The sequence below is a fragment of the Blastococcus sp. LR1 genome (assembly GCF_020166105.1).
Taxonomy (GTDB): Bacteria; Actinomycetota; Actinomycetes; order Mycobacteriales; family Geodermatophilaceae; genus Blastococcus.
In genome coordinates this window covers 281,408-305,149 of the sequence record NZ_JAIUJY010000006.1, presented here as the reverse complement: position 1 = coordinate 305,149, position 23,742 = coordinate 281,408, and the positions used below count along the sequence as shown (strand labels likewise).

Genomic DNA, 23,742 nt, shown 5'->3' with positions numbered 1-23,742 from the left:
CGTCCCCGAGCGAGCGGAGCCCCCTCGACCGCTCCTCGGGGAGCCTCCGGCCCCCGCTCGTCCCGGTCAGAAGCGGATCGCGTCGATGACCTTGGCGCGGACGGCGATGATCGCGGGCAGCAGACCGGCCAGCGCACCGACGGCGGTGGCGGCGATCATCCCCTCGATCGCCGCCGCCACCGGGAAGCCCGGTGCGTCGGCAAGCGGGATGCCGTCGTTGAACCACGCGACGACCGGCAGGTTGCGGACCAGCACGATCGCCGCGCCGACCGCGACCACGCCGGCCAGTGCCGTGGCGCAGACGCTCTCCAGCATCACCGCGGCGAACACCCGCCCTGAGGTCGCGCCGAAGCTGCGGCGGACGCCGATCTCGCGGATCCGTTGGCGCACGGTCACCAGCCCGATGTTGAGCACGCCGAGGCCGCCGAGCACCAGCACGACGATCCCCGCCCCGCGGATGGCCAGCCGGAGCACGGCCAGCGACTTCTCCACGCCCTCGGCGTCCATCCGGTAGGGGTCGACCTGGGCTCCGCCGAGCGCGAGGCCCAGGTCCCGGCGCACCGTCTCCATGACCTCGTCGGCCTGATCGGCATTCACCCAGACCTCCAGCGTGCTGGGCCCGCCGTACATCGCCTGCATCGGATCGACGGTCCCTGCGTCGCCCCAGGCGCCGCCGGACCGGTCGACGCGGTAGGCCAGCAGGTCGGACCCGTACCCCTCGCGGAGCACGCCGACGATCGTCGCGCGGACCGGGGTCGGCCCGCCGAGCACGACGGTGGGACGGGAGGAGAGGTCCGCAACCCCGAGGGCCTCGAGGAATGCCTCGTTGACAACCAGCGCCGGGCTCAGCGACGTGCGGTCGCCCTCCCGGAGCCAGCGGCCCTCGATCGGTTCCTTGCGGTGCAGTTCGCCGTAGGACGGCGAGACTCGCATCGTCTGCGCCCGCTGGGTGCCGCCCGGCATGCGGTACAGCCCCTCGCCGTAGGAGATGCTCGCCGACGTCGTGATGCCGTAGCGGTCGGTCAGGTCGGCGACCGCCGCGTCCCACGCCTCGGAGTCCGGCGGCATGCCGGTCGCGGGGTCGTAGGCGGAGACGCCGATCGTCGCCGGCCGCCCGCCCGTCCGCTCTGCTGTCTCCTGCTGCACCTGTGCGGCGAGCTGCCCGATCGCCGTCACCGACGTCATGGCGAACACCGCGAGGAAGACGCCGACCAGCGAGAGCACCACGCGGCTCTTGTGCACGCGGACCTCGTCCCAGGCCTCCGACAGCGCGCCGAGGACGCCGATCACGCCGTGCCCCGGTCCGACGTCGCGGCGCCCAGCGACCCGGCCTCGACCAGCGGCGAGAGGCGTCCGCCGTCCAGCCGGTAGCGCCGGCTCGCCAGGGCAGCCACCGACAGGTCGTGGGTGATGGTGATCAGCGCGGCGCCGTTCTCCGCCGTGGCCTGCGCCAGCAGCTGCATGACCTGCGCGCCGGTCTCGACGTCGAGGGCACCGGTGGGCTCGTCGGCGAGCACCACCCGGGGGCTGCGCACCAGCGCGCGGGCGATCGCCACCCGCTGCTGCTCGCCGCCGGAGAGCCGCTCGGGCACGTGGTCGGCGCGGGCGCCCAGCCCCACCCGGTCGAGCATCTCCGCCGCGGTGCGCCGCCGACGGAGGAAGTCGCGGCCGCGGGCGTAGAGCAGCGGCGCGGCCACGTTCTCCACCGCCGTGCGCCGCGGCAGCAGGTTGAACTGCTGGAAGACGAATCCGAACACCTCGCCGCGCAGCCGCGACCGCCGCCGGGCGCGGAGGTGGTCGGTCGGCTCGCCGTCGAGCAGGTACTCACCGGCGGTCGGGGTGTCGAGGAGACCCAGGATGTTGAGCAGCGTGGACTTTCCCGACCCCGAACGCCCGACGATCGAGATGTGCTCGCCGGCCGCGACCTCCAGGTCCACACCGGTGAGGATCGGGAGCAGGCTGCCGTCGGGCAGGCCGACCTCCCGGCTGATGCCGCTCAGCGACAGCAGGTTCATCCGTACGGCCCGCCCATCATCTCGTCGTCGACGGTGTCGTCGGGCACCGGGATGAACTGGAGCACCTGCTCCCCCTCGGCCAGCCCCTCGCGCACCTCGACCTGGTCGCCGTCGCTCAGGCCGAGGGCGACGGGCCGCTCCTCCTGGGACCCGTCCTCGCCGACCACCCACACGTTGCCCTGCTGCACCGAGCCCTGGACGGCGGTGATCGGGACGACGAGCACGTTCTCCGCGATGCCGGCGTTCACCGCGACCGTCGCCGCCATGCCCGCGAACACCGTGGCGCCCGGCGGCACGGCGCACGTGGCGGTGGTTCCCCCGGAGGTCGGCGGCCCCATGAAGTCGCCGTTGCCCGTGTCGCCGCTCGTGGGCGCCGGCGCCGCACCCAGCGTGAGCCCGGTGCAGGTGAAGGGGGCCGGGCCGCCCTCGACCGTCACCTCGGCGGTGGCGGGCGGCGCGAGCAGCCGGAACTGCTCGGCCTGGGTCAGTGTCGCGGTCACCGAGAGGGTGCCCGGCGCGATCTCGCCGAGCTTGTCGCCCACCGAGACGACCTGGTCGACGAGCGCCTCCATCGAGGAGACGGTGCCCCCCGCGGGCGCGGGCACGGTGACCGTGCGGATCCGCGGCGGCCGCGGCGTCACCGTCGGATTGCCCTCGGCGTCGGTGCCCGTCGTCGCCTGCAACTGCTCCTCGACCCGGATCTCCAGCAGGCCCTGTCCCGGGGGAACGCCCCTCCCCTGGGGCGCCAGGATCCGGCGGACGGTCCCGGCGGCGGTCGCCCGGACCGGTACCGGGCTGTCGGCGACGACGGTGCCGCTGACCGTGACGGTGTTCGCGACGGTGCCGCGGGCCACCGGCAGCGCCGGCGACGTGAGGTCGAGCATCGGGGCGTCGGGGCCGCCGGCGGCGGGATCGGTTCCGCCGCGGAAGGCCAGCACGACCAGCGCCGCGGCGATCACCGCCCAGACGAGCAGGCGCAGCGCCGGGAAGACGAGGGTGCGGACCGTGCCCACGAGCGGCCTCCACAGTTCGGGCACCCATCGGTACCGGTGGCGCCGGACGATAGTGGGTGAGGGGCCGGTCACAGACCGTTTCGTTCGCGGCACGCGGGTGACCGAGATCGGCCTCCGTGAAGGGTTGGGTCGGCCGCACGCGGGCAGAACCCCTCCGCCCCCTCGCCGTTCCCCCCCTCATCGGAGGCTCCCGCATGCCCGCTCCCGTCGAATTCGCCGTCTGGGCGCCCCTGCCCGAACGCGTGCGAGTGCAGGTCGACGGCACAGTCCACGATCTGCGCCGGGACGACGGCGGATGGTGGCGCGCGGAGATCGAGGCGCGCCCGGACGCCGACTACGGCTTCCTCCTGGGCGACGACGACACGCCCCGGCCCGACCCGCGGTCGCGCCGTCAGCCCGAGGGCGTGCACGGCCTGTCCCGCCGGTTCGATCCCTCGGCGTACTCCTGGGGGGACTCCGCCTGGACCGGGCGCCCGCTGGCCGGCGGCGTCGTCTACGAGATGCACATCGGCACCTACACCCCCGAGGGCACGCTCGACTCGGCCATCGAGCGCCTGGACCACCTGGTCGGGATCGGCGTCGACTTCGTCGAGCTGCTGCCGGTGAACGCGTTCAACGGCACGCACAACTGGGGTTACGACGGCGTCCTCTGGTACGCGGTGCAGGAGACCTACGGCGGCCCGGAGGCCTACCAGCGGTTCGTCGACGCCTGCCACCAGCGCGGCCTCGGCGTGATCCAGGACGTCGTCTACAACCACCTGGGCCCGTCGGGGAACTACCTGCCGCTGTACTTCCCGATCTTCGCCGAGGGCGGCTCGAACACCTGGGGCGACTCGATCAATCTCAGCGGCCCGGACTCCGACGAGGTCCGTCGCTACATCCTCGACAACGTGCTGATGTGGCTGCGCGACATGCACGTCGACGGGCTGCGGCTGGACGCCGTGCACGCCCTCGTCGACGAGCGCGCCACCCCGATCCTCGAGCAGATGTCGGCCGAGGTGGACAAGCTCTCGGTCGCCGTCGGCCGACCGCTCACGCTCATCGCGGAGAGCGACCTGAACGACCCGCGGATGGTCACCCCCCGCGAGGCCGGCGGCAGCGGCATCCACGCGCAGTGGAGCGACGACTTCCACCACTCGCTGCACACCACGCTGACCGGTGAGGGCCAGGGCTACTACGCCGACTTCGCCGAGGCCGGTCTCGGCGGGCTGGCCAAGACGCTCACCGGCGCCTTCTTCCACGACGGCGCCTGGTCCAGCTTCCGCGGGCGCTCGCACGGCCGGCCGGTCGACACCGCCCGCCTGCCGGGCTGGAAGTTCCTCGGCTACCTGCAGGACCACGACCAGATCGGCAACCGGGCGACCGGTGACCGCATCTCCGAGACCCTCTCCCCCGACCTGCTCGCCGTCGGCGCGACGCTGGTGCTCACCACCCCGTTCACGCCGATGCTGTTCATGGGCGAGGAGTGGGGCGCGACGACCCCCTGGCAGTTCTTCACCAGCCACCCCGAGCCCGAGCTCGGCGAGGCGACGGCGAAGGGCCGCATCGGCGAGTTCGCCGAGCACGGCTGGGACCCGGCGGTCGTGCCGGACCCGCAGGACCCGGAGACCTTCACCCGGTCGAAGCTCGACTGGGCCGAGCCGGAGAAGGAGCCGCACGCCCGCCTGCTCGCGGTGCACAAGGCACTGCTCGCGCTCCGCAAGCAGCAGCCCGACCTGGTCGACCCCGATCTGACCGCGGTCGAGGTCAGCTGGGACGACGAGGACCGGACGATGACCGTGCACCGCGGCGCGCTGCGGGTCGTGGCCAACCTCGCCGGTCAGCCGCGGGAGATCGCCCTGGACCGGGCCGCGGTCGGCGTGGTCTTCTCCACCGGTGACGAGCCGCAGCTGGACGGGACGACCGTGACCCTCCCCGCGGAGAGCGCGGCGATCCTGAGCACCCGCTGACGTGCGCCGGCTCTTCCCGGACCCGGCCGAGCTCGACGACGACGCCCTCGTCGCGGCCTACCGCTGCCCGCCCGGCCGCTGGCTGCGGATGGACTTCATCGCCTCGCACGACGGCGCCATCACCGTCGACGGGGTGAGCGAGGGTCTGGGCTCCCCGGGCGACCGGCGGGTGTTCCGGACGCTGCGGGCGCTGGCCGACGTCGTGCTCGTCGGGCACGGCACCGCCGCCGCCGAGGGGTACCACCCGGTGCTGCCCGGCTCCGCGGTCGGCCGGCTCCGGGAGTCGCTGGGCCGCACGCCCTCGATGCCGGTCGCCGTCGTGTCCCGGCGGGCATCGCTCGACCCGGCGGGCGCCCTGGTCGCCGACGCCGTCTCCCCCACGATCCTGGTCACCTGCGGGGCCTCCGATCCGGACCGTCGCGCGGCGCTGACCGCCGCCGGAGTCGACGTGCTCGTCTGCGGCGACGACGACGTCGACCTGCCGGCGGCCCTCGACGCCCTCGCCGACCGCGGGCTCGAGCAGGTGACCAGCGAGGGCGGCCCGCAGCTGCTGCGCACGGCCCTGACCGCCGGGGCCGTCGACGAGCTCGACCTCTCGCTCTCCCCCACCCTGATCGGCGGTGAGACCCGGCTGCTCGACGGGGCGCTGGCCGGGCCCGTGCGCCTCTGCCTCCGTCAGGTGCTGGAGGAGGACGGGATGCTCTTCACCCGCTACACGGTGGGCGGCTCGAACCTCCCGTAGGCCGACGGGTTCAGCGAACGACGACCACCGTTCCGCGGATCGGGGCGCCGTCCGCTCCGGTCCACTGCGCCGTCACCGATCCCACGCCCGGCTGCTCGTCGTTGGCCGGCTGCAGGACGCGGACGACGTCGAGCGAGAGCTCGCGCCCGCCGTCGACGGCGAGGCTCACGACGGTGCGCTCGGCCTCGTCGTCGGTGACCCGCAGGACCGTCGCGCCGGCCACGGCGTCGAGGCCCCAGCGGCGGCCGACGGAGGGGTCGAGCGTGTCGCTCTCGCTCTGGTGCTGTGCCTCGACGTCGCCGGCCAGGAAGGCCAGCAGCTGGGCGACCGCCACCGGGTCGTGCGCCGCGTCGTAGATCCAGCGGGTGCCGAGGACGCCGTGCTCGGAGGTGCCGATCAGCCCCGGCTCCGCACCGGGCAGCTCGGCACCCCGGTAGGTCACCGGCACGAAGTACGTCGTGCCGTCGATGTCGGAGACGACCATGAACTCCAGCCCCACCTCACCTGCGGGGTCGTCGAGGCGGAACCCCCCGGCCCGGCCGAGCTCCGGGCGACCGGCGCCCCGGTACCAGGGCCGACCGGGCAGCCACTCGGTCAGCAGCTCGAGCTTGCCCGGGGCCATCGTCGTCCGGTGGATCGTCGCCATGCCCGCACCCTCGCACGCGGCCCGCGCGCACGCTCCCTCTGCCAGCTGGACCAGCTCACCGAGGTCGTCACCGCGATCGCCACCGGCGGGGCCCACGAGTCCGTCGTGGTGGGCGACGGAGGGGTCCGGGAGGAGGGGGTCGGCGTCGACTAGCCCCGCGGATCGAAGGAGTCGCGGCCGTAGGTCCCGTCCCCCGACGCGGTGACGCGGGTCCTTCCGCCCTGGACCGGCGTCGAGGAGGGCTGATCCGAGGGCCGCCGGGTCGGTCGGCGTCACCCCCGACTGCTTCACTGACCGGCATGGATCTCCCCGTGCAGCCGCCGGTGAAGCCGATGCTGGCCAAGGCCGCGACGAAGGTGCCCGTCGGCGACTTCCTGTACGAGCCCAAGTGGGACGGCTTCCGCTGCATCGTCTTCCGCGACGGCGACGAGGTGGAGCTGGGCAGCCGCAACGAGCGCCCGCTGACCCGCTACTTCCCCGAGGTGGTCGCGGCGGTCAAGGAGCAGCTGCCCGAGCGCTGCGTCGTCGACGGCGAGATCATCGTGCCGCGCGGGGACCGGCTGCACTTCGAGGCGCTGCTCCAGCGCATCCATCCCGCCGAGTCCCGGATCAACCTGCTCGCCGAGCAGACGCCGGCCTCCTTCGTCGCCTTCGACCTGCTGGCCCTCGGCGACGAGTCGCTGCTGGAGGCGCCGTTCTCCGAGCGGCGCAGCCGGCTGGAGACGGCGCTGGCAGGGGTGCACGCCCCCCTCTACCTGACCGGGGCGACGCGGGACCCCGCGACGGCGGAGCGCTGGTTCGAGACGTTCGAGGGCGCCGGCCTGGACGGCGTCGTCGCCAAGGCCGCCGACCTTCCCTACGGCCCCGACCAGCGGCTGATGACCAAGGTGAAGCACGTGCGCACCGCCGACTGCGTGGTCGCCGGGTTCCGCTGGCACAAGAGCGGGCCGATCGTCGGCTCCCTTCTGCTGGGCCTGTACGACGACGGCGTCCTCCAGCACATCGGCGTCGCCGCCTCCTTTCCGATGAAGCGCCGAGCGGAGCTGGTCGAGGAGCTGGCGCCCTACCGCGCCGAGGCGCTCGACGGGCACCCGTGGCAGGACTGGGCCAACGCCCAGGTCCAGGAGAACGGGGAGAACCGCATGCCGGGGGCGGTCAGCCGGTGGAACGCGAAGAAGGACCTCTCCTGGGTGCCGCTGCGCCCGGAACTGGTGGTCGAGATCAAGTACGACCAGCTCGAGGGGCGACGACTTCGTCACACCGGTCAGTTCCTCCGCTGGCGCCCCGACCGGGACCCGCTCAGCTGCACGTACGACCAGCTCGACGTGCCGGTTCGCTACGACCTGGCCGAGGTGCTCGAGGGGTGACAGCGCGCGATGGCGGCACCGTCAGGTCGCTCGATCGGGAGCGAGCGCCTGCACGGGGACCGCGAGCCTCCTAGTCTCGTGATCATGCGTCTGCACCGTGGCCTCCCGGCCGTCGCGTCCAGCCTGCTGCTGGCCCTCCCGCTGGCACTGGCCGGGTGCACCTCCTTCGGCGACAGCTCCCCCGACCCCGCGGCCGCCAGTGCCACGCCCACGGAGGCCGAGCCGCAGCCGATCGAGTGGAGCGACTGCGACGCCCAGATCCAGCCGTTGATCGAGGGCCAGCAGGGCAGCGAGCGGGACATCTTCTTCGAGTGCGGTCGCACCGAGGTGCCGATCAGCTACGACGAGCCGAGCGGCGCGACGCTGCCGCTGTTCCTCGTCCGCGCCAAGCCCGCCGGGCAGACCGAGCGGATCGGCTCGCTGGTCGTGAACCCCGGCGGTCCCGGGGGCTCCGGCGCCGACGCGGCGATCGGACTGGCGCTGACCCTCCCCGAGGACGTGCTGCGGCGCTTCGACGTCGTCGGCTTCGACCCGCGCGGGGTGGGGCTCTCGACGCCGGTGGAGTGCATCCCCGGCCAGCTCAAGGACCGGCTGGTCGCCGCCGAGCCGCGGCCGACCACCGCCGAGCAGCTCGACGACGTGTTCGCCCTCACCCGCGAGGTGGCCGAGGGCTGCGCCGAGGAGTACGGCGACGCCCTCGGCACCTTCAACACCGTCGACACCGCACGCGACATGGAGCAGCTGCGCGAGTCCCTCGGTGACGAGCAGCTGACCTACCTCGGCTACTCCTACGGGACGACGCTGGGCTCCACCTACGCCGAGCTCTTCCCCGACCGGGTGCGGGCGATGGTGCTCGACGCCGCGGTGGACCCCGACACCGATCTCGTCGGCGACGCCGAGGCGAGCGCCGCAGGCTTCGAGGGGGGCTTCAACGCCTTCGCCGACAACTGCAAGGCGCTCATCGCCGGCTGCCCCCTGGGCCCCGACCCCCGCCTCTTCGTGGACGACCTGCTGGCCCAGGCCGCGGGCGCCCCGATCCCCAGCAGCGCCGAGGGCGAGACCCGGCAGGCGACGCCGGGCGTCGTCGTCACCGCCGTCCAGGCCGCGTTGTACGACACCGCCTCCTGGCCGCAGCTGGCCCAGGGCCTGCGTGCGGCCCGGGACGGCGACGCCAAGGCGCTGTTCTCCCTGGCCGACCAGCTCACCGGCCGCCTCGAGGACAAGTCCTACTCGAACCTGCTGGACGCCAACCTCGCGATCAACTGCGCCGACACCGACGAGACGGTGGAGGAGAGCGAGATCCGGGCTCTGGTCGCCGAGTGGAGCCAGGAGTACCCGCTCTTCGGCGCCGGCTCCGCGGCCGGGCTGTTCACCTGCTCGGTCTGGGACGCCGACCGCACGCCCCTCCCGGACCGGGACGCCGAGGGCAGCGCCCCGATCCTCGTGGTGGGCAACCAGGGCGACCCCGTCACCCCGCTGCCCGGCGCCGTCGACATGGCGGAGGACCTGACCAGCGGTGTCCTGCTCACCTGGCAGGGTCAGGGCCACACGGCCTATCCGAAGACCGACTGCGTCACGGCGGCCGTGAACGCCTACCTGATCGACCTGGTGGCTCCCCTGGACGGGCTGACCTGCCCGGCCTGACCTGCCCGGCCTGATGACGGAACGACGAGCGGAGCGGGTGCCATGGCCAGCAGCAAGGACGCCGTCGTCCTCGACGTCGACGGGCACGAGGTGCGCGTCTCCAACCCGGAGAAGCCCTACTTCGGGGACCTGGGGATCCGGAAGATCGACGTCGTCGAGTACTTCATCGCCGTCGGCGAGGGCATCCTCTTCGCGCTGAAGGACCGGCCGACGACGCTCGAGCGCTGGCCCGGCGGGGTCTTCGACGGCGCCCGGATCTCCACGCGGATGGACAACAGCGGCGACGCGTTCTACCAGAAGCGGGTGCCCAAGAACGCTCCGCCGTGGGTGCCGACGGCGCACATCACCTTTCCCAGCGGCCGCACCGCCGACGAGATCGCCCCCGACTCGGTCGCCGTCGTGGCGTGGTGCGCCAACCTCGGCACGCTGACCTTCCACCCGTGGCCGGTGGGCAAGGCCGACGTCGAGTCGCCGAACCAGATCCGCATCGACCTCGACCCGCAGCCGGGCACCGACTTCTCCGACGCCGTGTGGGTGGCCCCGCACGTGCGCGAGCTGCTGCACGAGTTCGGCATGGAGGGCTGGCCGAAGACCTCGGGTGGGCGCGGCGTGCACATCTACGTGCCGATCCAGCCGCGCTGGACCTTCACCGAGGTGCGCCGGTCGGTCATCGCCTTCGGCCGTGAACTGGAACGCCGCCTGCCCGACCGCGTGACGATGTCGTGGTGGAAGGAGGAGCGCGGCGAGAAGATCTTCATCGACTACAACCAGATGGCGAGGGACCGCACGATCGCGTCGGCGTACTCGATCCGCCCCAAGCCGCACGCCCCGGTGTCCGCGCCGGTGGACTGGGACGAGCTCCCCGACGTCTCACCGTTCGACTTCGACGTCCGCACCATGCCGGCGCGGTTCCGCGAGGTCGGTGACAAGCACGCCGGGCTCGCCGAGCACGCCTTCGACATCACCGGGTTGCTGGAGCTGGCGGACAAGCAGGAGGCCGACGCCGGGATGGGCGACCTGCCGTATCCCCCGGACTACCCGAAGATGCCGGGCGAGCCGATGCGGGTCCAGCCCAGCCGCGCGCGGAAGTCCGCGGCGGCCGAGGGCTGACCCTGCGACTCAGTCGGCGGCCGCGCGCTCCTCGCGGAGCGCCTGGAACACCCGGCGGCGCAGCGAGTCGCCGTCGGCCTCGGGGACGTCGAGGAACTTCACGGACAGCAGCCACCGGGGCCCCTGCACCGTGTGCCGGACGATCTCGCCCCTGAGGTGCACCGTGCGCTCGTTGAGGGCGACGCTGATGTCGAGCCGGGAACCGTTGTCCGGCGGCAGCCCCCACCCGTCGACCAGGGCACGCAGCCCGGCCTCGCTGAGGTCGACCGTCAGTCCCGACAGCATGCCGTCGGTCCACGGCATGGTCACCGGCACCTCGGCGCGGGCGCGCACGGCGCGGCGGCGCTGGCTGCGCTCGGCCGCACCGGTGGCCGTCAGGTTCCAGAGGACGTCCTCGCCCTCGTCGTCGAGCCCGGTGATCTTGGCCGGGAGCGTGCGCTCCTCGTAGCCGGAGACCCAGTAGAGCTCCACGGAGTCACCCGGCTTGACCGAGGTCTTCCAGGCGGTGCCCTCGCCGTGCGGACGCACCGAGATGACGAACTCCGTCGACACCTCCACGGAGGCCGTCACGGTGATGCCGCGGGCCACCAGGGTGACGTCGGCGGACGTGCTCACCTCCGGCCGGACAGCGTTGGTGTCGCTCATCGGGATCCTCCACCTGCACACATAAGGAACGGGACGGCCTCGTGACCGTGTCGGCCACAGTTAAGCGACAGGCCGTCCGCCACCCTGTGTATCGGCGGGCGTGTCCCGCAGGTTTTCGCCTGCGGGACAGGCCTCACCCCCTGGGGTGAGGCCCGGTTTCGGCGCTCAGGAGGCGAGCCGGTGGGCCCCCGCGCCGAGGGCGTGCGCGGCGAGAGCAGCCGGACCGGCCACCTCCATCGCCAGGGTCGCGGCCGCGACGGCCGCCCGCAGCGCGACCGCCGACTCCGCGAGACGGTCGGCCAGGATGAGGTCCAGGTCGGCGTCGTGCAGGTCGTCGATGTCCCGCAGGAGCACGCCGAGCCCGTCCTGGGCGGCGAGGTGGAGGGGCGCGAAGGGGGCGGCTGCGGTGCGCATCGAGGTTCTCCTGGTTTCGGTGCTGAGTGCCGGATCCGTCCGGCTTTCTCACCGTGGGGCCCCAGGCGCACGGTGGTGCCGAGAGAACCGCAGGAAAACCGCAAGACAGCCGACCGTCGCTGCTTCCCGCAGCGCGGTGCCGGCGCCCCTCCCCCGCACGGGTGAGGCGGCTTGCCTTCGTCCCCTCCAGGCCTCAGGCACCCCCCGACCGGGGCCGATGCAGGGTCAGGAGTTCCGACGGAGGGAAAATCGTGAGGGCCTGGCTGCTGGTGTACGGCGTCTGCTACGTCGTCATCGAGATGGTCGGCCACTCCCTCGCGACCGTCGGCTGGCCGCGGATCACCGCCCTGGACGTGGCGACGGCGGTGACCGACGCGTTCCTCACCGTCTCCCTGGCCCTCGCCGCACTGCTCGGGCTCAAGCTGGGCGCTGAGCGCTGGGGCCGGTCCGTCGCCTCGCGACTGACCGGCGACGAGCCGGTCGAGTGGGAGCGAGCGGCGCCGATCGGCGTCCGCTCCTGGCGTCCGGAGCCGCTGGCCCTCCCGTCGGCCCCCGCGCCGGCGCCGTCATCGGGCAGCACCTACACGATCGGCGCGTACAGCCGTCGTCGCCGGACCGCCCCCTCCTTCCCGGAGGAGCCCGGCCACCTGCTGTGACCGGTCAGCCGCGTTCCGCCGCGCCCGGAAGAGTCGCAGGTCACAGTTCTGCGGCAGCGTGTTCCCTTCCGGTGAACATTCGCTAGGGTCGTGGCGTCGGGAAGGCCCTGCGCTATGGCAGGACCCCGATGCACCACCTCAGCTAGGAGCGAGCAATGCCCGAAGGAACTGTCAAGTGGTTCAACGCGGAGAAGGGGTTCGGCTTCGCCACCCCCGACGGCGGCGGACCGGACGTCTTCGTCCACTACTCGGCCATCCAGTCCAGCGGGTACCGCTCGCTCGATGAGGGCCAGCGGATCGCGTTCGACATCGAGCAGGGCCAGAAGGGCCCGCAGGCTGCGAACGTCACCCCCCTCTGATCTTCGGATCGGTCTGATCGTCTGATCAGCGCAGCGCCCCCGCCCGGAACTCCGGGCGGGGGCGCTGTCGTTCGTGGTGCTGTCGTTCGTGGTGCCGTCGTTCGTGGTGCCGTCGTTCGTGCGGCTGCTCAGCGCCTGCGCGGCACGTACCCGCCGATGAGCGACTGCATGAGCAGCGCGCCGGCATCCGGTCCGACGGCGACCGCCGCATCGGCCAGAGCGCGCCACCGCTGCCGCTCGACGTCGATGGGCGCGTTCGCCGCCCGGGCCTCCACCTGCTCCAGCAGCCGGTCCCACTCCCCCTGCGGCGTCGGCCACAGGCCGGCCAGCCGCCGCGCCTCGGCCGAGATGGCCGTGATCCGCACGATGTCGCCGGCGTGGTTGGTGATCGGCTCGATGAAGCCCGCGGCCGCCAGCGCCTTCGCCGCCGAGACCACCTCGGCCTTGGGCAGGCCGCTGGCGGGCACCACCGCGCCGAGCAGATAGGGCGAGCCACCGTGCTCGGGACCGTCGACCAGCCGGGCGATGGCCCGCAGCACCGGGAGGTCGCGGGTGAACCAGGCGTCGGGCAGCGGTGCGTCAGGGGTGCTCACTCCCCCAGTGTCCGGCATGCCACCGCCCCGCCCACCCGTCCGGGTGAGCGGGGCGGTGGAGCGCCGGCTCGCGAGGCGGGCCCGCGGCGGTGATCCCGGGAATGGTGCTGCGGCCCCGCTCGTTCGTTCCGGCATGACCACCTCCGCATCGCAGCCCAAGGTCGCCAGGACCGACGAGGAGTGGCGCGCGCAGCTGTCCCCCGAGGAGTACGCGGTGCTCCGCCAGGCCGGAACCGAGCGGGCCTGGACCGGTGAGTACGTCGACACCAAGACCGTCGGCGTCTACGAGTGTCGCGCCTGCGGCGCCGAGCTGTTCCGCTCGGAGACCAAGTTCGACTCGCACTGCGGCTGGCCGTCGTTCTACGAGGCCTCCGCCGAGGACAACGTGATCCTCCGCGAGGACCGCAGCTACGGGATGATCCGCACCGAGGTGCTGTGCGGCACCTGCCACAGCCACATGGGGCACCTCTTCGACGACGCCCCGCAGACGCCCACCGGCGACCGCTACTGCATCAACTCGGTGTCCATCCGGCTCAAGCCGGCCGAGTAACCGCATCCGTACGCATGAGGGCGGCCACCGAGTGCTCGGTGGCCGCCCTCATGCGTCTGCGCGCGGTTATGGCAGGTCTCGGACCAGCTCCGCGACCGGCTTGCGGGTGCCGGTGTAGAACGGCACCTCCTCGCGCACGTGCCGGCGGGCGCGGCTGGCCCGCAGGTCGCGCATGAGGTCGACGATGCGGTGCAGCTCGTCGGCCTCGAAGGCGAGCATCCACTCGTAGTCGCCCAGCCCGAACGAGGCCACCGTGTTGGCCCGGACGTCGGGATACGGCCGCGCCTGCATGCCGTGCTCCTTGAGCATGTCGCGCCGCTCCTCGTCGGGCAGCAGGTACCACTCGTAGGACCGCACGAACGGATAGACGCAGACGAAGCGGCGCGGCTCCTCGTCGGCGAGGAACGCCGGGATGTGGCTGCGGTTGAACTCCGCGGGGCGGTGCAGCGCCATCTGCGACCAGACCGGGTCCAGCCGCCGGCCCAGCGCCGTGCGCCGGAACCGGGTGTAGGCCTCCTGCAGCGCCTCGGCCGAGGAGGAGTGCCACCACACCATCAGGTCGGCGTCGGCCCGCAGGCCGCTGAGGTCGTAGGTGCCGCGGACGACGACGTCCTTGCCGGCCAGCTCCTCGATCAGGGCCGCCGCCTCGTCGCCGGCGGCGCTCCGCTGCTCGTCACCGAACGGCTGCGCCAGCTTGAACACCGACCACATCGTGTACCGGATGCTGGCGTTCAGCTCGTTGGCCCGCTTGCCGATGCTGCGCTCGTCGACCTGGTCGCTCATGCCGCCATTGTCGCGCGCGGCGCCGCACGGCAGGGCGCGCGGGTCTGTGATCTAGGCCGGGACGGCGACCATCGGCGGCCGCGACCGCCCGGGCAGACAGGCCGCCGCGGCCAGCAGCAGCGCGACGCCGTCCTCGAGGAGGGCTGCCTGCAGGTCCGGCATGCGGCTGCTCGCCCACCGCCGCCAGGCCAGGCCGCCGGTGGAGCCGGCGGCGGCCCCGGCCAGCGCGGCCAGCACCGGCAGCGCCCCGTTGACCCGCTCCCGCTCGGCCAGCCGCGAGGCTCCGGTCGACGCCCCGAGCAGCCGGGAGGAGAACGCTCCCGGCGTGGTGCGGTCGGGGGTCCTCGGCTGCTTGTCACCGGTCAGCTCGGCGCCGACCGCCACCACGGCGAGGGCCTTGCGCAGTCCCGAGGTCCGTCCCGGCAGCCCGGGCCGGGACGGCGCGGTGAGCGCCGGCCCCGCCAGCCCCAGCGAACCCCGGCAGCCGGTGGCCACGCCCAGCAGCGCCGACCGCACGACCATCCCGGCCGACGCCGGTCCGCGGGGGTCGGCCCGCTCCTGCTCGGCCGGCACGTTCTCCAGGACCGTCTGGACCGCGGCGCCGAAGGCGAGGTGCGGAACGGCGTCGGCCAGCCACTCCTGCGTCGTCCACGTGCGCGGGTCGTCCACTCCGAGCCCGGCGATGGCGCCGTCGGTCAGCGCCATCGACGTCGCCCCGGCGACGACCGCGCCGACCGGGGCGGGGAGCCGGACGCCGGCGGAGCGCAGCGCACTGGCGGCCACCCCGGTCGCCAGCCCGTTCCCGATCCCGGCCAGCGCGCCGAGGGCGCTGCGCCGGTTGCGGCGGGTGGCGCCGCGTCCGGGCACGTCCTGGTCGATCCTCGACGCGACGGCATCGACGATCCGGTCGGGCACGGTGCTCGCACCGCGGCCGCGCGCGGCCATGTCGAGGTAGTTGACGGCGTCGAGGACGACGGTGCCCAGGGCGCCGGCCGCCAGGCCGCGGACGAAGGTGCTGGTCATCCTCCGACCCTGCGGGTCCGGAGTCGCACCTGCAACCGCGTGGTGCTCAGTCCGCCGTCCGCCCCGCGTCGGGACGGGCGGGTCCGTGTGCCTCGCGGCAGTCACCGCACGACGCCATCCAGACGTGGTGGCGGAGGCATCGGACGGTGGTCGTAGGGACGGTCTTCCTGCGGTTCGGGTGATACGTCGTGCTCACCCGCAGTCCAACGCCGGCCGACGTCCGATGATGCCCGGGGTTCACAGCAGCGCGTCGACGGCGCGGGAGGCGTCCCGGATGCAGGCGGGGATGCCCAGCCCGCCGAACGCCGCGCCCGCGATGCCCAGCCCGGGCACCTCGGCGACGGCCGCGCGGATCGCGTCGACCCGGGCCGGATGGCCGACGAGGTACTGCGGCAGCCCGCCACCCCAGCGCACCACTGCCGTCTCCATCGGCTCCGGGCGAGCGAGCTCCAGCAGGTCGGCGACGTCGGCGACCACGGCGGCGGCGAGATCCTCGTCGGTGCGCTGCAGCTCGGACTCGTCGCGGAACCGGCCCACCGACGAGCGCACCAGCAGCACGTTCCCTCCGAGGTGCGGCCACTTCGACGAGGAGACGGTCACGCCCTTCACCAGCCGCCCGGTCACCGGCGGCACGAGCAGCCCGGAGCCGGCGTCGACGTCCTGGGCGGGAAACGCCATCGCGACGACGGCCATCGACGCGTACGGGATCCCCTGCAACGGCTCGACGGCGTCCGGCGCCACCCGGCCGAGCAGCCGGGCGGCCTTCCCCGCGGGCGCGGCGACCAGCACGGCGTCGGCGGTCAGCACCTCCGGCGTGGCGACCTGCCCGGTCGAGACCTCGAACCCGGTGGCGGTGCGTCGGATCCCGTGAGCGGGGGTGCGCAGCCGGACCTCGGCGCGGGCGGCCGCGACCAGCGCGGCGGGCAGGGACCCGATGCCCTCGTCGACGGTCATGAACACCGGCCCGTCGACGTCGCCGCGGCTGCGGGCGCCGGCGTCGCGGGCGGCCGCCGCCGCGGCGAGCACCGAGCCCTCGGACAGGTGCGCGAAGAGCGCCGGCATCGTCGCCTGCAGCGAGAGCTCGTCGGCCCGGCCGGCATAGACCCCGCCGAGCAGCGGCTCGACCAGCCGGTCGACCACCTCGTCGCCGAGCCGCTCGCGCAGCAGCCCGCCCACGGAGACGTCGCCGGCCACGATGAGCGGCGGCAGGTCCGCCTCCGCCCGCACCCGCGCCACGCCCGCGGGCGACAGGAAGCCGTCGAGCCCGTCCGCCGAGGTCGGAACGCCGAGCACCGTGCCGGCCGGCAGCGGGAACCGCCCCTCGGGCAGCACCACCGACGCCTGCGTGGTCGCCGGCGCGACCAGCCGATGCCCCAGTCCGAGCGCCTCGACCAGCGCGATCGCCTCGGGAACCCGCGCGAGCATCGCCTCCGGGCCGGTGTCGTACCAGTGCCCGGCCAGCTGGATCCGGTGTGCCTTGCCGCCGATCCGGTCGCCCGCCTCGAGAACGACGATCTCGTCGTCGGGCCGGCGCCGGCGCCACTCGAAGGCGGCGGCCAGGCCGGTGATGCCGGCCCCGACGACGACCAGGCGCCGACTCATGGAGTCGTGAGCTCGTGGACCAGCTCGACGACGTGGGTGAGCACGCCGGGATCGGTGTCGGGCAGCACGCCGTGGCCGAGGTTGAAGATGTGCCCGCGGGCCGCCTTCGCCTGCTCGACGACGCGGCACACCTCGCGGTCGACGGTCTCCCGGTCGGCCAGCAGGACGGCGGGGTCGAGGTTGCCCTGCAGCGACCGCCCCTGGCCCACCCGGCGGGCGGCCTCGTCGAGCGGGATCCGCCAGTCGACGCCCACGACGTCGGCACCGGCGTCGCCGATCAGCGGCAGCAGCTCTCCGGTGCCCACTCCGAAGTGGATCCGCGGCACGTCGCGCTCGCCCAGTCCGTCGAACACGGCGCGGGAGTGCGGCAGCACGCGCTCGGCGTAGTCGGCCGCGGACAGCACGCCGGCCCAGGAGTCGAACTGCTGCACGGCGGAGGCGCCGGCGTCGATCTGCGTCCGCAGGAAGGTGGACGAGGACACCGACAGCTTCTGCAGCAGCCGCGACCAGGCCTCCGGCTCGGCGTACATGAACGCCTTGGTGCGGGCGTGCTCCTTCGACGGGCCGCCCTCGATCAGGTAGGTCGCCAGCGTGAAGGGCGCACCGGCGAACCCGATGAGCGGCGTCGACCCGAGCTCGGCGACGAGCCGGCGGACCGCCTCCTCCAGGAAGCCCAGCTGCCCGGGCTGGAGGTCGGGCAGCGCGTCGACGTCGGCGACGGTGCGCACCGGATTCGCCACGACCGGGCCGACGCCCGGCTTGATCTCGATGTCCACCCCGGCGACGACGAGGGGCAGCACGATGTCGGAGAAGAAGATCGCCGCGTCCACCCCGTGCCGGCGCACCGGCTGCAGGGTGATCTCGGTGATCAGATCGGGGTCCTGGCAGGCGTCGAGCATCTTGGTGCCGGCGCGCAGGGCCCGGTACTCGGGCAGCGAACGTCCGGCCTGGCGCATGAACCACACCGGGGTGCGGCTCACCGGGAGGCCGCGTGCGGCACGGACGAGATCGGAATCGGCCGGGGACCCCGACACTGCAGCAGCACTCACGGACGTCGATTCTCCCAGACGGGTGCCAGTCGGTCTCCCGGCGCGTCGGGTGGACGTGCGGCGCGTCTGCGGCCCCGCTCGTCCACCCGGCCTACTCTGCGCTCGTGGAGCCGCGCAACCTGGCGAACGCCGGGGAACCCGCCCGGGACGTCCCTGACGTCCCGGCGGCCTTCCGCGCCGCCCTCGAATCCCTGGCCGCCGTCGTCGTCCGGCCGGAGATCGAGCTCGAGCCCATCCCCGCCCCGCAGCGCCTGGCGCCGTTCGCGCACGCGGTCGCGGCGAACGTCCTCGATCCCGACGACCCCGAGGACGACATCGCCAGCGCACGCTTCATCGTGCTGTTCGACCCCGAGGGCCACGAGGCCTGGAACGGGACGATGCGCTGCGTCGGCTACCTCTCCGCGGAGACAGACGAGGAGCTGGTCGACGACGCGATGTTCTCCGAGGTCGCCTGGAGCTGGCTCACCGACGCCCTCGCCGAGGCCGGCGCCGGTTCCCACACCGTCGGCGGCACCGTGACCCGGACGGCGTCCACCCGCTTCGGGGAGCTCGCCGGCCCCGAGCACTCGGTCGACGTCGAGATGCGCGCCTCCTGGACCGCGGAGGACACCGACCTCGGGCGGCACCTGCAGGCGTGGCTCGAGGTCCTGGGCAATGCGGCCGGTCTTCCGCCGCCCGGGGTGCGGCTGCTGGGTCCCTCCGACCGGGTCGGTAGCGAGACTCTCTAACATCGGACCGGCGGAACGGGCAGCAGCCCGACAGACGAGGACCGGCAAGAAGGTGGACGGCAACTGAGCACCGACCCCGCTCCCGAACCGGAGCAGGACACCGCTCCGGAGGCGACCCCGCTCCTGGCCCCGCGAGACGGTCTCCCCCCGGTCATCGAGACGTCCACCCAGCTGGTCGAGTACGCCGAGGCGCTGCGCGCGGGCACCGGCCCGGTCGCCGTCGACGCCGAGCGCGCCTCCGGCTACCGCTACGGCCAGAAGGCCTACCTGGTCCAGCTGCGCCGCAACGGCTCCGGCACCGGCCTGGTCGACCCCGTCCCTCTGCCGGACCTGTCGGTCCTCCAGGCGGCGATCGCCGAGGCCGAGTGGGTGCTGCACGCGGCCAACCAGGACCTCCCCTGCCTCGCCGAGATCGGGCTGGTCCCCGCGCGGATCTTCGACACCGAGCTGGCCGCCCGTCTCGCCGGACTCCCCCGGGTGGGCCTGGGCGCCGTCGTGGAGTCCCTGCTCGGGTTCTCGCTGCAGAAGGGGCACTCCGCCGCGGACTGGAGCACCCGGCCGCTGCCCGAGGAGTGGCTGGTCTACGCGGCGCTGGACGTCGAGGTGCTGGTCGACCTGCGGGACGCCCTGGCCGCGATCCTCGAGGAGCAGGGCAAGACCGAGTGGGCCCGGCAGGAGTTCGAGGCGATCCTCGCCGCCGGCCCGCCTGCCCCCAAGCTGGATCCGTGGCGGCGCGCCTCCGGCATGCACGCGCTGCGCAGCCGTCGCCAGCTGGGCATGCTCCGGGCGATCTGGGAGGCCCGCGACATGCTGGCCCGCAAGCGGGACATCGCGCCCGGCCGCGTGCTGCCCGACGCCGCGATGGTGGCCGCCGTCCAGGCCGACCCGAAGAACGAGGGCGCGCTGCTGGAGCTGCCGGTGTTCCGCGGGCGGGCCAACCGCCGCCTGGTCGCGCACTGGTTCACCGCACTGGCCCGCGGCAGGGCGCTGCCCGAGGACGAGCTGCCGCTGCAGAGCAAGCCCGGTGACGGCCCGCCGCCGGTGAATCGGTGGGCCGACCGCGACCCCGCCGCGGCCACCCGGCTGCAGGCGGCCCGCGCGGGGCTCGCCGAGCTGTCCGAGAAGCACTCGGTGCCGGTGGAGAACATCGTCTCCCCCGACCTCGTGCGCCGGATCATGTGGAGCCCGCCGGAGCCGCGGGAGCGCTCCGGCGTCGAGGCCGCGCTGCGCGCCGCCGGCGCCCGGGAGTGGCAGGTCGAGCTGACCGCCGACCTGCTCACCGACGCCCTCACCCGCGCCTAGCGCCCAGCCTGCGGCGAGATACGCCGACAGGGGCCCCGGACCGTGTCCGAGAGCCCCTTTCGGCGTATCTCGAGGGGTCGTTCGTCCCCTCGCGTGGAGCGCCTGCCGCCCGCCGGCGCTGAGCACGGCGGGCGGCAGGGGTCAGTGGCCGGTCGCCGCCGCCCGGCGGCGGGCCAGCGCGTCCACGCTCGCGGCGAGCAGCAGCACGCCACCGGTGATGATGTAGTTCAGGTACGCCTCGACGCCCAGCAGGCCCAGGCCGTTGGCGATGATCGCCACGACCAGACCACCGAGGACGGCGTCGCGCACGCGGCCACGGCCACCGAAGAGGCTCGTGCCACCGATGACCGCCGCACCCACGGCGTACAGCAGCGCGTTGCCGCCGCCGGACCCCGGGGCCACCGAGCCCAGTCGCGCGGCGGCCACGATGCCGCTGATGGCCGCGAGCGTGGACCCGATCACGAAAACCGAGACCTTGATCTTCGTGACGTTGATGCCGGCCCGCCGCGCCGCCTCGGCATTGCCACCGACGGCGTAGATGTGCCGCCCGAAGCTCGTCCGGCCGAGCACGAAGGTCAGCAGCAGCAGGAGCAGGATCACCAGCGGGATCGCGTACGGGATGCCGGCGAGCACCACCGCGGGCGAGGGCGCCCGGTCGACGCTGAGCACGGCCGTCACGAGGACGACCACCGCGGCGATGACCGCGATGCGCAGCACGATCACGGCGAGGGGCTGGTGGGCCAGACCCTTGGCCTTCTGGGTGCGCCAGCGGTTGAGCTGGAGCGCCGCGTAGAGGGCCACCACTACGAGCGCGAGGACCCAGCCCAGGGCGACCGGCACGTTGCGGTCGCTGATGCCCGAGATGACCTCGTCGCGCACCGGCACGGTGCCGCCCTGGCCGATGAGCCGCAGGGTCACACCCTGCCAGCCCAGGAGCAGCGCCAGGGTGACCACGAACGACGGGATGCCGATCAGCCCGACGAGACTGCCGGTGAAGAGGCCGATCGCGACGCCGGTGACGATCGCCGCCGCCACCGAGACGTACCAGGGGGCGCCGGCGTCGGCGAGCAGCTTGGCCATGACGGCCGCGCAGACGCCGCTGACGACGCCCGCGGACAGGTCGATCTCCCCGAGCAGGAGGACGAAGACCAGGCCCATCGCCAGGATGATGATCGGCGCCGCCTGGTCGGCCAGGTTGGCCATGTTGCGGGGGGTCAGGAACGTCTCCGGCCGAAGGACGAAGAACAGCACGCCCAGGGCGACGATGCCGAGGATCGCGGGCAGCGCCCCCAGGTCACCGCCCCGGACCCGGGAGATGTAGGCGCGGGCCGAGCCGCCGAGCGAGTCGACGCTGCGGTCGCCCTCGAAGCCGCCGGGCTCCTGCGCGCTCGGGGAGTCGGTGATGGTGTTGCTGGACATGCGTTCAGACCTCCACGGCCGCGACGGTGGCGGGAGCGATGCCGATGTCGCCCGACCGGCCCGCGGTGATCAGTTCGATGACCTGGCCGCGGTTGACCTCCGAGATCGGGATGTCCGCAGCCATGCGACCGAGGTAGAGAGCGGCGACCCGGTCGGCCACCTCGAAGACGTCCACCATGTTGTGGGAGATGAAGACGACGGCGTGGCCGGTGTCGGCGAGCCGTCGGACGAGGTCGAGCACCTGGCGCGTCTGTGCGACACCGAGGGCCGCGGTCGGCTCGTCGAGGATGACGACCTTGGACTCCCAGAGCACGGCCTTGGCGATGGCGACGGTCTGCCGCTGGCCACCGGAGAGGCTCGAGACGAGCTGGCGCACGGACTTGAGCGTCCGGACCGACAGCTTGCTGAGGGTGTCGCGGGCGGCCTCCTCCATGGAGACCTCGTCGAGGACGAAGCCGTTCTTGCGCTCGCGCCCGAGGAACATGTTCTGGACGACGTCGAGGTTGTCGGCCAGCGCGAGGTCCTGGTAGACGACCTCGATGCCCAGCTTGGCCGAGTCCCGGGGACCGGAGACGTCGACGGGGGTGCCATCGAAGAGGATCTGGCCGTCGTCGATCGGGTGGATGCCCGCGATCGCCTTGATCAGCGTGCTCTTGCCCGCCCCGTTGTCACCGACGAGCGCGGTGACCTGACCGGGGTAGACCTTCAGGTCCACGCCGTGCAGGACCTGGTTGGCGCCGAAGCTCTTGTCGACGCCACGGAGCTCGAGGATCGGGGTCCTGTCCTCCGGCTGCGGCACGCTCACGAGGCTTCCTCTCTGGAGGGACGTGCGGATCGGGGCGCCCTCCGGATGCGGAGGGCGCCCCGACTGCAGGGGATTACTTGATGCCGAGCTCGGTGCAGGCGGCGGCGAACTCGCCGGTGCACAGCTCCTCGGCGGTGACGAACTCGTCGTCGACGACGTCCTTGACGTTGTCCCGGAAGATCGAGATCGGGGTCAGCAGGACCGACGGGACCTCGCGGTCGCCCTCGACGTCCTCCACGCTGCCCGTGGTCTCGGGCTCCTCGTCGTTGATCAGGGCGATGGCCAGCTCGGCGAGCGCCGTGGCCTCCTCACGGATCGGCTTGTAGACCGTCATGCACTGGTCGCCGGCGAGGATGTTCTGCAGACCCTCCACCGTGGCGTCCTGACCGGTCACGTTGTTGGCGCCCGCGGCGTTGCTGCGGCCCAGGATCTGGATGACCGAGTTGGCGAGGCCGTCGTTGGCGGCCAGGACACCCTGGATGTTGCCGCCCGCCTGGGTGTACAGCTGCTCGAAGATCGTCGCAGCCTCCTGGTTGTCCCACTCGGGGACGGCCTGCTCGGCCACCTGGGTGTACTGCGTCATCTCGTCGAGCACCTCGTGGGCGCCGCTGGAGAAGAGCGTGGCGTTGTTGTCGTCGGGCGAGCCGTTGAGGAAGGCGATGTTCGCCGGCTCGTCGCCGAGGCACTGCGCGAGACCCTGGCCCTGCAGGCGGCCGACCTCGGTGTTGTCGAAGGAGACGTAGTACTCCGCCGACCCGCCCAGCGTGAGCCGGTCGTAGTCGATGGTGCGCACGCCCTCGGCCGCGGCCTTCTCCTGGATCTGCGCGCCCGAGGCGGAGTCCAGGTTGACGATCGCCAGGACGGTGACGCCCTCGGTGATCATCTGCTCGGCGATGGTGGCCTGCCGCTGGGCGTCGCCCTCGGCGTTCTGGATCACGGCCTCGACGCCGGCCTCCTCGAAGGCTTCCTCGAGGTAGGGGCGGTCGAAGCTCTCCCAGCGGACCGAGGACTCGGTGTCGGGGAGGATCACGCCGACCTTGCCCTCGGCGTTGCTGCCGCCTTCGCCGCCGCCGCCGCTGCCCGAGTCGCCGCCGCACGCGGCCAGACCGAACACCAGACCGGCGGCGAGAGCCGTCGTCACTGCGCGCCGTCGCGCCATCAGGGTGACCTGCCATTTCGTTGGGGTTACAGAGAAATTCCAGCGGCACATCTTGCGCGCCGTCCCGCCGAAGCCGCAACCGCCCCCGGTCCCCGTTGCCGGACCGTGACCGGAAGCCCCCCGAACGGGGGCGGTCCCATGCTTGGCCGCGCGGTTACCGACGGGTAAC

General features: G+C 73.3%; 25 protein-coding genes. 11 read left to right on the top strand and 14 right to left on the bottom strand.

The window, feature by feature from the left end; genetic code table 11:
- Positions 1 to 66: 66 nt before the first annotated feature.
- From LBW97_RS18355 to LBW97_RS18345, 3 genes are read right to left on the bottom strand one after another with little or no spacing between them, the layout of a single operon-like run.
- The gene (locus LBW97_RS18355) at positions 67 to 1,290 is read right to left on the bottom strand and encodes an ABC transporter permease (RefSeq protein WP_224500804.1); all 1,224 of its coding nucleotides are present in this window, start codon (positions 1,288 to 1,290) and stop codon (positions 67 to 69) included.
- Positions 1,287 to 2,015, bottom strand: coding sequence for an ABC transporter ATP-binding protein (locus LBW97_RS18350; RefSeq protein WP_224500803.1), 729 nt, complete (start codon positions 2,013 to 2,015; stop codon positions 1,287 to 1,289). The genes LBW97_RS18355 and LBW97_RS18350 overlap by 4 nt, the downstream gene beginning before the upstream one ends.
- Entirely contained in the window at positions 2,012 to 3,028 is a 1,017-nt protein-coding gene (locus LBW97_RS18345) for an efflux RND transporter periplasmic adaptor subunit (RefSeq protein ID WP_224500802.1), read from the bottom strand. The genes LBW97_RS18350 and LBW97_RS18345 overlap by 4 nt, the downstream gene beginning before the upstream one ends.
- Before the next feature lie 194 nt (positions 3,029 to 3,222).
- Here LBW97_RS18345 and treZ point away from each other — a divergent pair, with 194 nt between their 5' ends.
- Positions 3,223 to 4,977 (top strand): malto-oligosyltrehalose trehalohydrolase, encoded by a 1,755-nt coding sequence (treZ, locus tag LBW97_RS18340; RefSeq protein ID WP_224500801.1) that lies wholly within the window; start codon positions 3,223 to 3,225, stop codon positions 4,975 to 4,977.
- A gap of 1 nt (position 4,978) precedes the next feature.
- The gene (locus tag LBW97_RS18335) at positions 4,979 to 5,719 is read left to right on the top strand and encodes a dihydrofolate reductase family protein (RefSeq protein WP_224500800.1); all 741 of its coding nucleotides are present in this window, start codon (positions 4,979 to 4,981) and stop codon (positions 5,717 to 5,719) included.
- A 10-nt stretch (positions 5,720 to 5,729) separates the two neighbouring features.
- Here the strand turns inward: LBW97_RS18335 and LBW97_RS18330 are convergent, their stop codons facing one another.
- Positions 5,730 to 6,365, bottom strand: a complete 636-nt coding sequence (locus LBW97_RS18330; RefSeq protein WP_224500799.1) for a 1,4-alpha-glucan branching protein — start codon at positions 6,363 to 6,365, stop codon at positions 5,730 to 5,732.
- On the opposite strand from LBW97_RS18330, the gene LBW97_RS18325 reads away from it, so the two are divergent.
- The 4 genes from LBW97_RS18325 to LBW97_RS18310 all read left to right on the top strand — a co-directional run bounded on the left by LBW97_RS18325 (position 6,351) and on the right by LBW97_RS18310 (position 10,486).
- Positions 6,351 to 6,518, top strand: a complete 168-nt coding sequence (locus LBW97_RS18325) for a hypothetical protein (protein ID WP_224500798.1) — start codon at positions 6,351 to 6,353, stop codon at positions 6,516 to 6,518. The genes LBW97_RS18330 and LBW97_RS18325 overlap by 15 nt on opposite strands.
- Positions 6,519 to 6,664: 146 nt before the next feature.
- Entirely contained in the window at positions 6,665 to 7,732 is a 1,068-nt protein-coding gene (locus tag LBW97_RS18320; RefSeq protein ID WP_224500797.1) for an ATP-dependent DNA ligase, read from the top strand.
- Between the two features lie 84 nt (positions 7,733 to 7,816).
- Positions 7,817 to 9,376, top strand: a complete 1,560-nt coding sequence (locus tag LBW97_RS18315; protein WP_224500796.1) for an alpha/beta hydrolase — start codon at positions 7,817 to 7,819, stop codon at positions 9,374 to 9,376.
- Positions 9,377 to 9,418: 42 nt separating this feature from the next.
- The gene (locus LBW97_RS18310; protein ID WP_224500795.1) at positions 9,419 to 10,486 is read left to right on the top strand and encodes a DNA polymerase domain-containing protein; all 1,068 of its coding nucleotides are present in this window, start codon (positions 9,419 to 9,421) and stop codon (positions 10,484 to 10,486) included.
- Positions 10,487 to 10,495: 9 nt separating this feature from the next.
- Here the strand turns inward: LBW97_RS18310 and LBW97_RS18305 are convergent, their stop codons facing one another.
- Both LBW97_RS18305 and LBW97_RS18300 read right to left on the bottom strand, forming a co-directional pair.
- Positions 10,496 to 11,131, bottom strand: coding sequence for a PilZ domain-containing protein (locus tag LBW97_RS18305; protein ID WP_224500794.1), 636 nt, complete (start codon positions 11,129 to 11,131; stop codon positions 10,496 to 10,498).
- A 165-nt stretch (positions 11,132 to 11,296) separates the two neighbouring features.
- The gene (locus LBW97_RS18300; RefSeq protein WP_224500793.1) at positions 11,297 to 11,545 is read right to left on the bottom strand and encodes a hypothetical protein; all 249 of its coding nucleotides are present in this window, start codon (positions 11,543 to 11,545) and stop codon (positions 11,297 to 11,299) included.
- Positions 11,546 to 11,796: 251 nt separating this feature from the next.
- On the opposite strand from LBW97_RS18300, the gene LBW97_RS18295 reads away from it, so the two are divergent.
- Together LBW97_RS18295 and LBW97_RS18290 are read left to right on the top strand one after the other, a co-directional pair.
- Positions 11,797 to 12,201 carry a hypothetical protein gene (locus LBW97_RS18295; protein ID WP_224500792.1) on the top strand — a complete coding sequence of 135 codons (405 nt, stop codon included), beginning with the start codon at positions 11,797 to 11,799 and terminating at the stop codon, positions 12,199 to 12,201.
- Between the two features lie 155 nt (positions 12,202 to 12,356).
- A complete protein-coding gene (locus tag LBW97_RS18290; protein WP_014377016.1) occupies positions 12,357 to 12,560 on the top strand; it encodes a cold-shock protein in 204 nt (67 codons plus the stop codon).
- 128 nt (positions 12,561 to 12,688) lie between these two features.
- On the opposite strand, the gene LBW97_RS18285 is transcribed toward LBW97_RS18290, so the two are convergent.
- On the bottom strand, positions 12,689 to 13,153 hold the full coding sequence (locus LBW97_RS18285; RefSeq protein WP_224500791.1) for a hypothetical protein: 465 nt from the start codon (positions 13,151 to 13,153) through the stop codon (positions 12,689 to 12,691).
- Positions 13,154 to 13,286: 133 nt separating this feature from the next.
- Here LBW97_RS18285 and msrB point away from each other — a divergent pair, with 133 nt between their 5' ends.
- Positions 13,287 to 13,703, top strand: a complete 417-nt coding sequence (gene msrB, locus LBW97_RS18280; protein WP_224500790.1) for a peptide-methionine (R)-S-oxide reductase MsrB — start codon at positions 13,287 to 13,289, stop codon at positions 13,701 to 13,703.
- A 66-nt stretch (positions 13,704 to 13,769) separates the two neighbouring features.
- Here the strand turns inward: msrB and hemQ are convergent, their stop codons facing one another.
- From hemQ to hemE, 4 genes are all read right to left on the bottom strand, one after another.
- Positions 13,770 to 14,486, bottom strand: a complete 717-nt coding sequence (hemQ, locus tag LBW97_RS18275) for a hydrogen peroxide-dependent heme synthase (protein ID WP_224500789.1) — start codon at positions 14,484 to 14,486, stop codon at positions 13,770 to 13,772.
- Positions 14,487 to 14,537: 51 nt separating this feature from the next.
- Positions 14,538 to 15,509, bottom strand: coding sequence for a hypothetical protein (locus LBW97_RS18270; protein WP_224500788.1), 972 nt, complete (start codon positions 15,507 to 15,509; stop codon positions 14,538 to 14,540).
- A gap of 237 nt (positions 15,510 to 15,746) precedes the next feature.
- Entirely contained in the window at positions 15,747 to 17,111 is a 1,365-nt protein-coding gene (hemG, locus tag LBW97_RS18265; protein ID WP_224500787.1) for a protoporphyrinogen oxidase, read from the bottom strand.
- A complete protein-coding gene (gene hemE, locus LBW97_RS18260) occupies positions 17,108 to 18,145 on the bottom strand; it encodes a uroporphyrinogen decarboxylase (protein ID WP_224500851.1) in 1,038 nt (345 codons plus the stop codon). Before hemE ends, hemG begins: the two co-directional genes overlap by 4 nt.
- 119 nt (positions 18,146 to 18,264) lie before the next feature.
- Between hemE and LBW97_RS18255 the strand changes: the two genes are divergently transcribed.
- Together LBW97_RS18255 and LBW97_RS18250 are read left to right on the top strand one after the other, a co-directional pair.
- Entirely contained in the window at positions 18,265 to 18,888 is a 624-nt protein-coding gene (locus LBW97_RS18255) for a DUF3000 domain-containing protein (protein ID WP_224500786.1), read from the top strand.
- 63 nt (positions 18,889 to 18,951) lie between these two features.
- Positions 18,952 to 20,190, top strand: a complete 1,239-nt coding sequence (locus LBW97_RS18250) for a ribonuclease D (protein WP_308010508.1) — start codon at positions 18,952 to 18,954, stop codon at positions 20,188 to 20,190.
- A gap of 141 nt (positions 20,191 to 20,331) precedes the next feature.
- On the opposite strand, the gene LBW97_RS18245 is transcribed toward LBW97_RS18250, so the two are convergent.
- The 3 genes from LBW97_RS18245 to LBW97_RS18235 all read right to left on the bottom strand — a co-directional run bounded on the left by LBW97_RS18245 (position 20,332) and on the right by LBW97_RS18235 (position 23,573).
- Positions 20,332 to 21,609, bottom strand: coding sequence for a sugar ABC transporter permease (locus LBW97_RS18245; RefSeq protein WP_224500785.1), 1,278 nt, complete (start codon positions 21,607 to 21,609; stop codon positions 20,332 to 20,334).
- Positions 21,610 to 21,613: 4 nt separating this feature from the next.
- Complete coding sequence (locus tag LBW97_RS18240) at positions 21,614 to 22,414, bottom strand: ATP-binding cassette domain-containing protein (RefSeq protein WP_224500784.1); 801 nt, start codon at positions 22,412 to 22,414, stop codon at positions 21,614 to 21,616.
- 73 nt (positions 22,415 to 22,487) lie between these two features.
- A complete protein-coding gene (locus tag LBW97_RS18235; protein WP_224500783.1) occupies positions 22,488 to 23,573 on the bottom strand; it encodes a sugar ABC transporter substrate-binding protein in 1,086 nt (361 codons plus the stop codon).
- Positions 23,574 to 23,742 lie beyond the last annotated feature (169 nt).

Excerpts from the sequence above, each read along its gene's own strand:
- LBW97_RS18310 (WP_224500795.1), top strand. The coding sequence starts at position 9,419 with ATGGCCAGCAGCAAGGACGCCGTCGTCCTCGACGTCGACGGGCACGAG.
- LBW97_RS18330 (WP_224500799.1), bottom strand. The coding sequence starts at position 6,365 with ATGGCGACGATCCACCGGACGACGATGGCCCCGGGCAAGCTCGAGCTG.
- LBW97_RS18315 (WP_224500796.1), top strand. The coding sequence starts at position 7,817 with ATGCGTCTGCACCGTGGCCTCCCGGCCGTCGCGTCCAGCCTGCTGCTG.
- LBW97_RS18235 (WP_224500783.1), bottom strand. The coding sequence starts at position 23,573 with ATGGCGCGACGGCGCGCAGTGACGACGGCTCTCGCCGCCGGTCTGGTG.
- LBW97_RS18320 (WP_224500797.1), top strand. The coding sequence starts at position 6,665 with ATGGATCTCCCCGTGCAGCCGCCGGTGAAGCCGATGCTGGCCAAGGCC.
- LBW97_RS18270 (WP_224500788.1), bottom strand. The coding sequence starts at position 15,509 with ATGACCAGCACCTTCGTCCGCGGCCTGGCGGCCGGCGCCCTGGGCACC.
- LBW97_RS18305 (WP_224500794.1), bottom strand. The coding sequence starts at position 11,131 with ATGAGCGACACCAACGCTGTCCGGCCGGAGGTGAGCACGTCCGCCGAC.
- LBW97_RS18350 (WP_224500803.1), bottom strand. The coding sequence starts at position 2,015 with ATGAACCTGCTGTCGCTGAGCGGCATCAGCCGGGAGGTCGGCCTGCCC.
- hemG (WP_224500787.1), bottom strand. The coding sequence starts at position 17,111 with ATGAGTCGGCGCCTGGTCGTCGTCGGGGCCGGCATCACCGGCCTGGCC.
- LBW97_RS18245 (WP_224500785.1), bottom strand. The coding sequence starts at position 21,609 with ATGTCCAGCAACACCATCACCGACTCCCCGAGCGCGCAGGAGCCCGGC.
- hemQ (WP_224500789.1), bottom strand. The coding sequence starts at position 14,486 with ATGAGCGACCAGGTCGACGAGCGCAGCATCGGCAAGCGGGCCAACGAG.
- msrB (WP_224500790.1), top strand. The coding sequence starts at position 13,287 with ATGACCACCTCCGCATCGCAGCCCAAGGTCGCCAGGACCGACGAGGAG.
- treZ (WP_224500801.1), top strand. The coding sequence starts at position 3,223 with ATGCCCGCTCCCGTCGAATTCGCCGTCTGGGCGCCCCTGCCCGAACGC.
- LBW97_RS18290 (WP_014377016.1), top strand. The coding sequence starts at position 12,357 with ATGCCCGAAGGAACTGTCAAGTGGTTCAACGCGGAGAAGGGGTTCGGC.
- LBW97_RS18300 (WP_224500793.1), bottom strand. The coding sequence starts at position 11,545 with ATGCGCACCGCAGCCGCCCCCTTCGCGCCCCTCCACCTCGCCGCCCAG.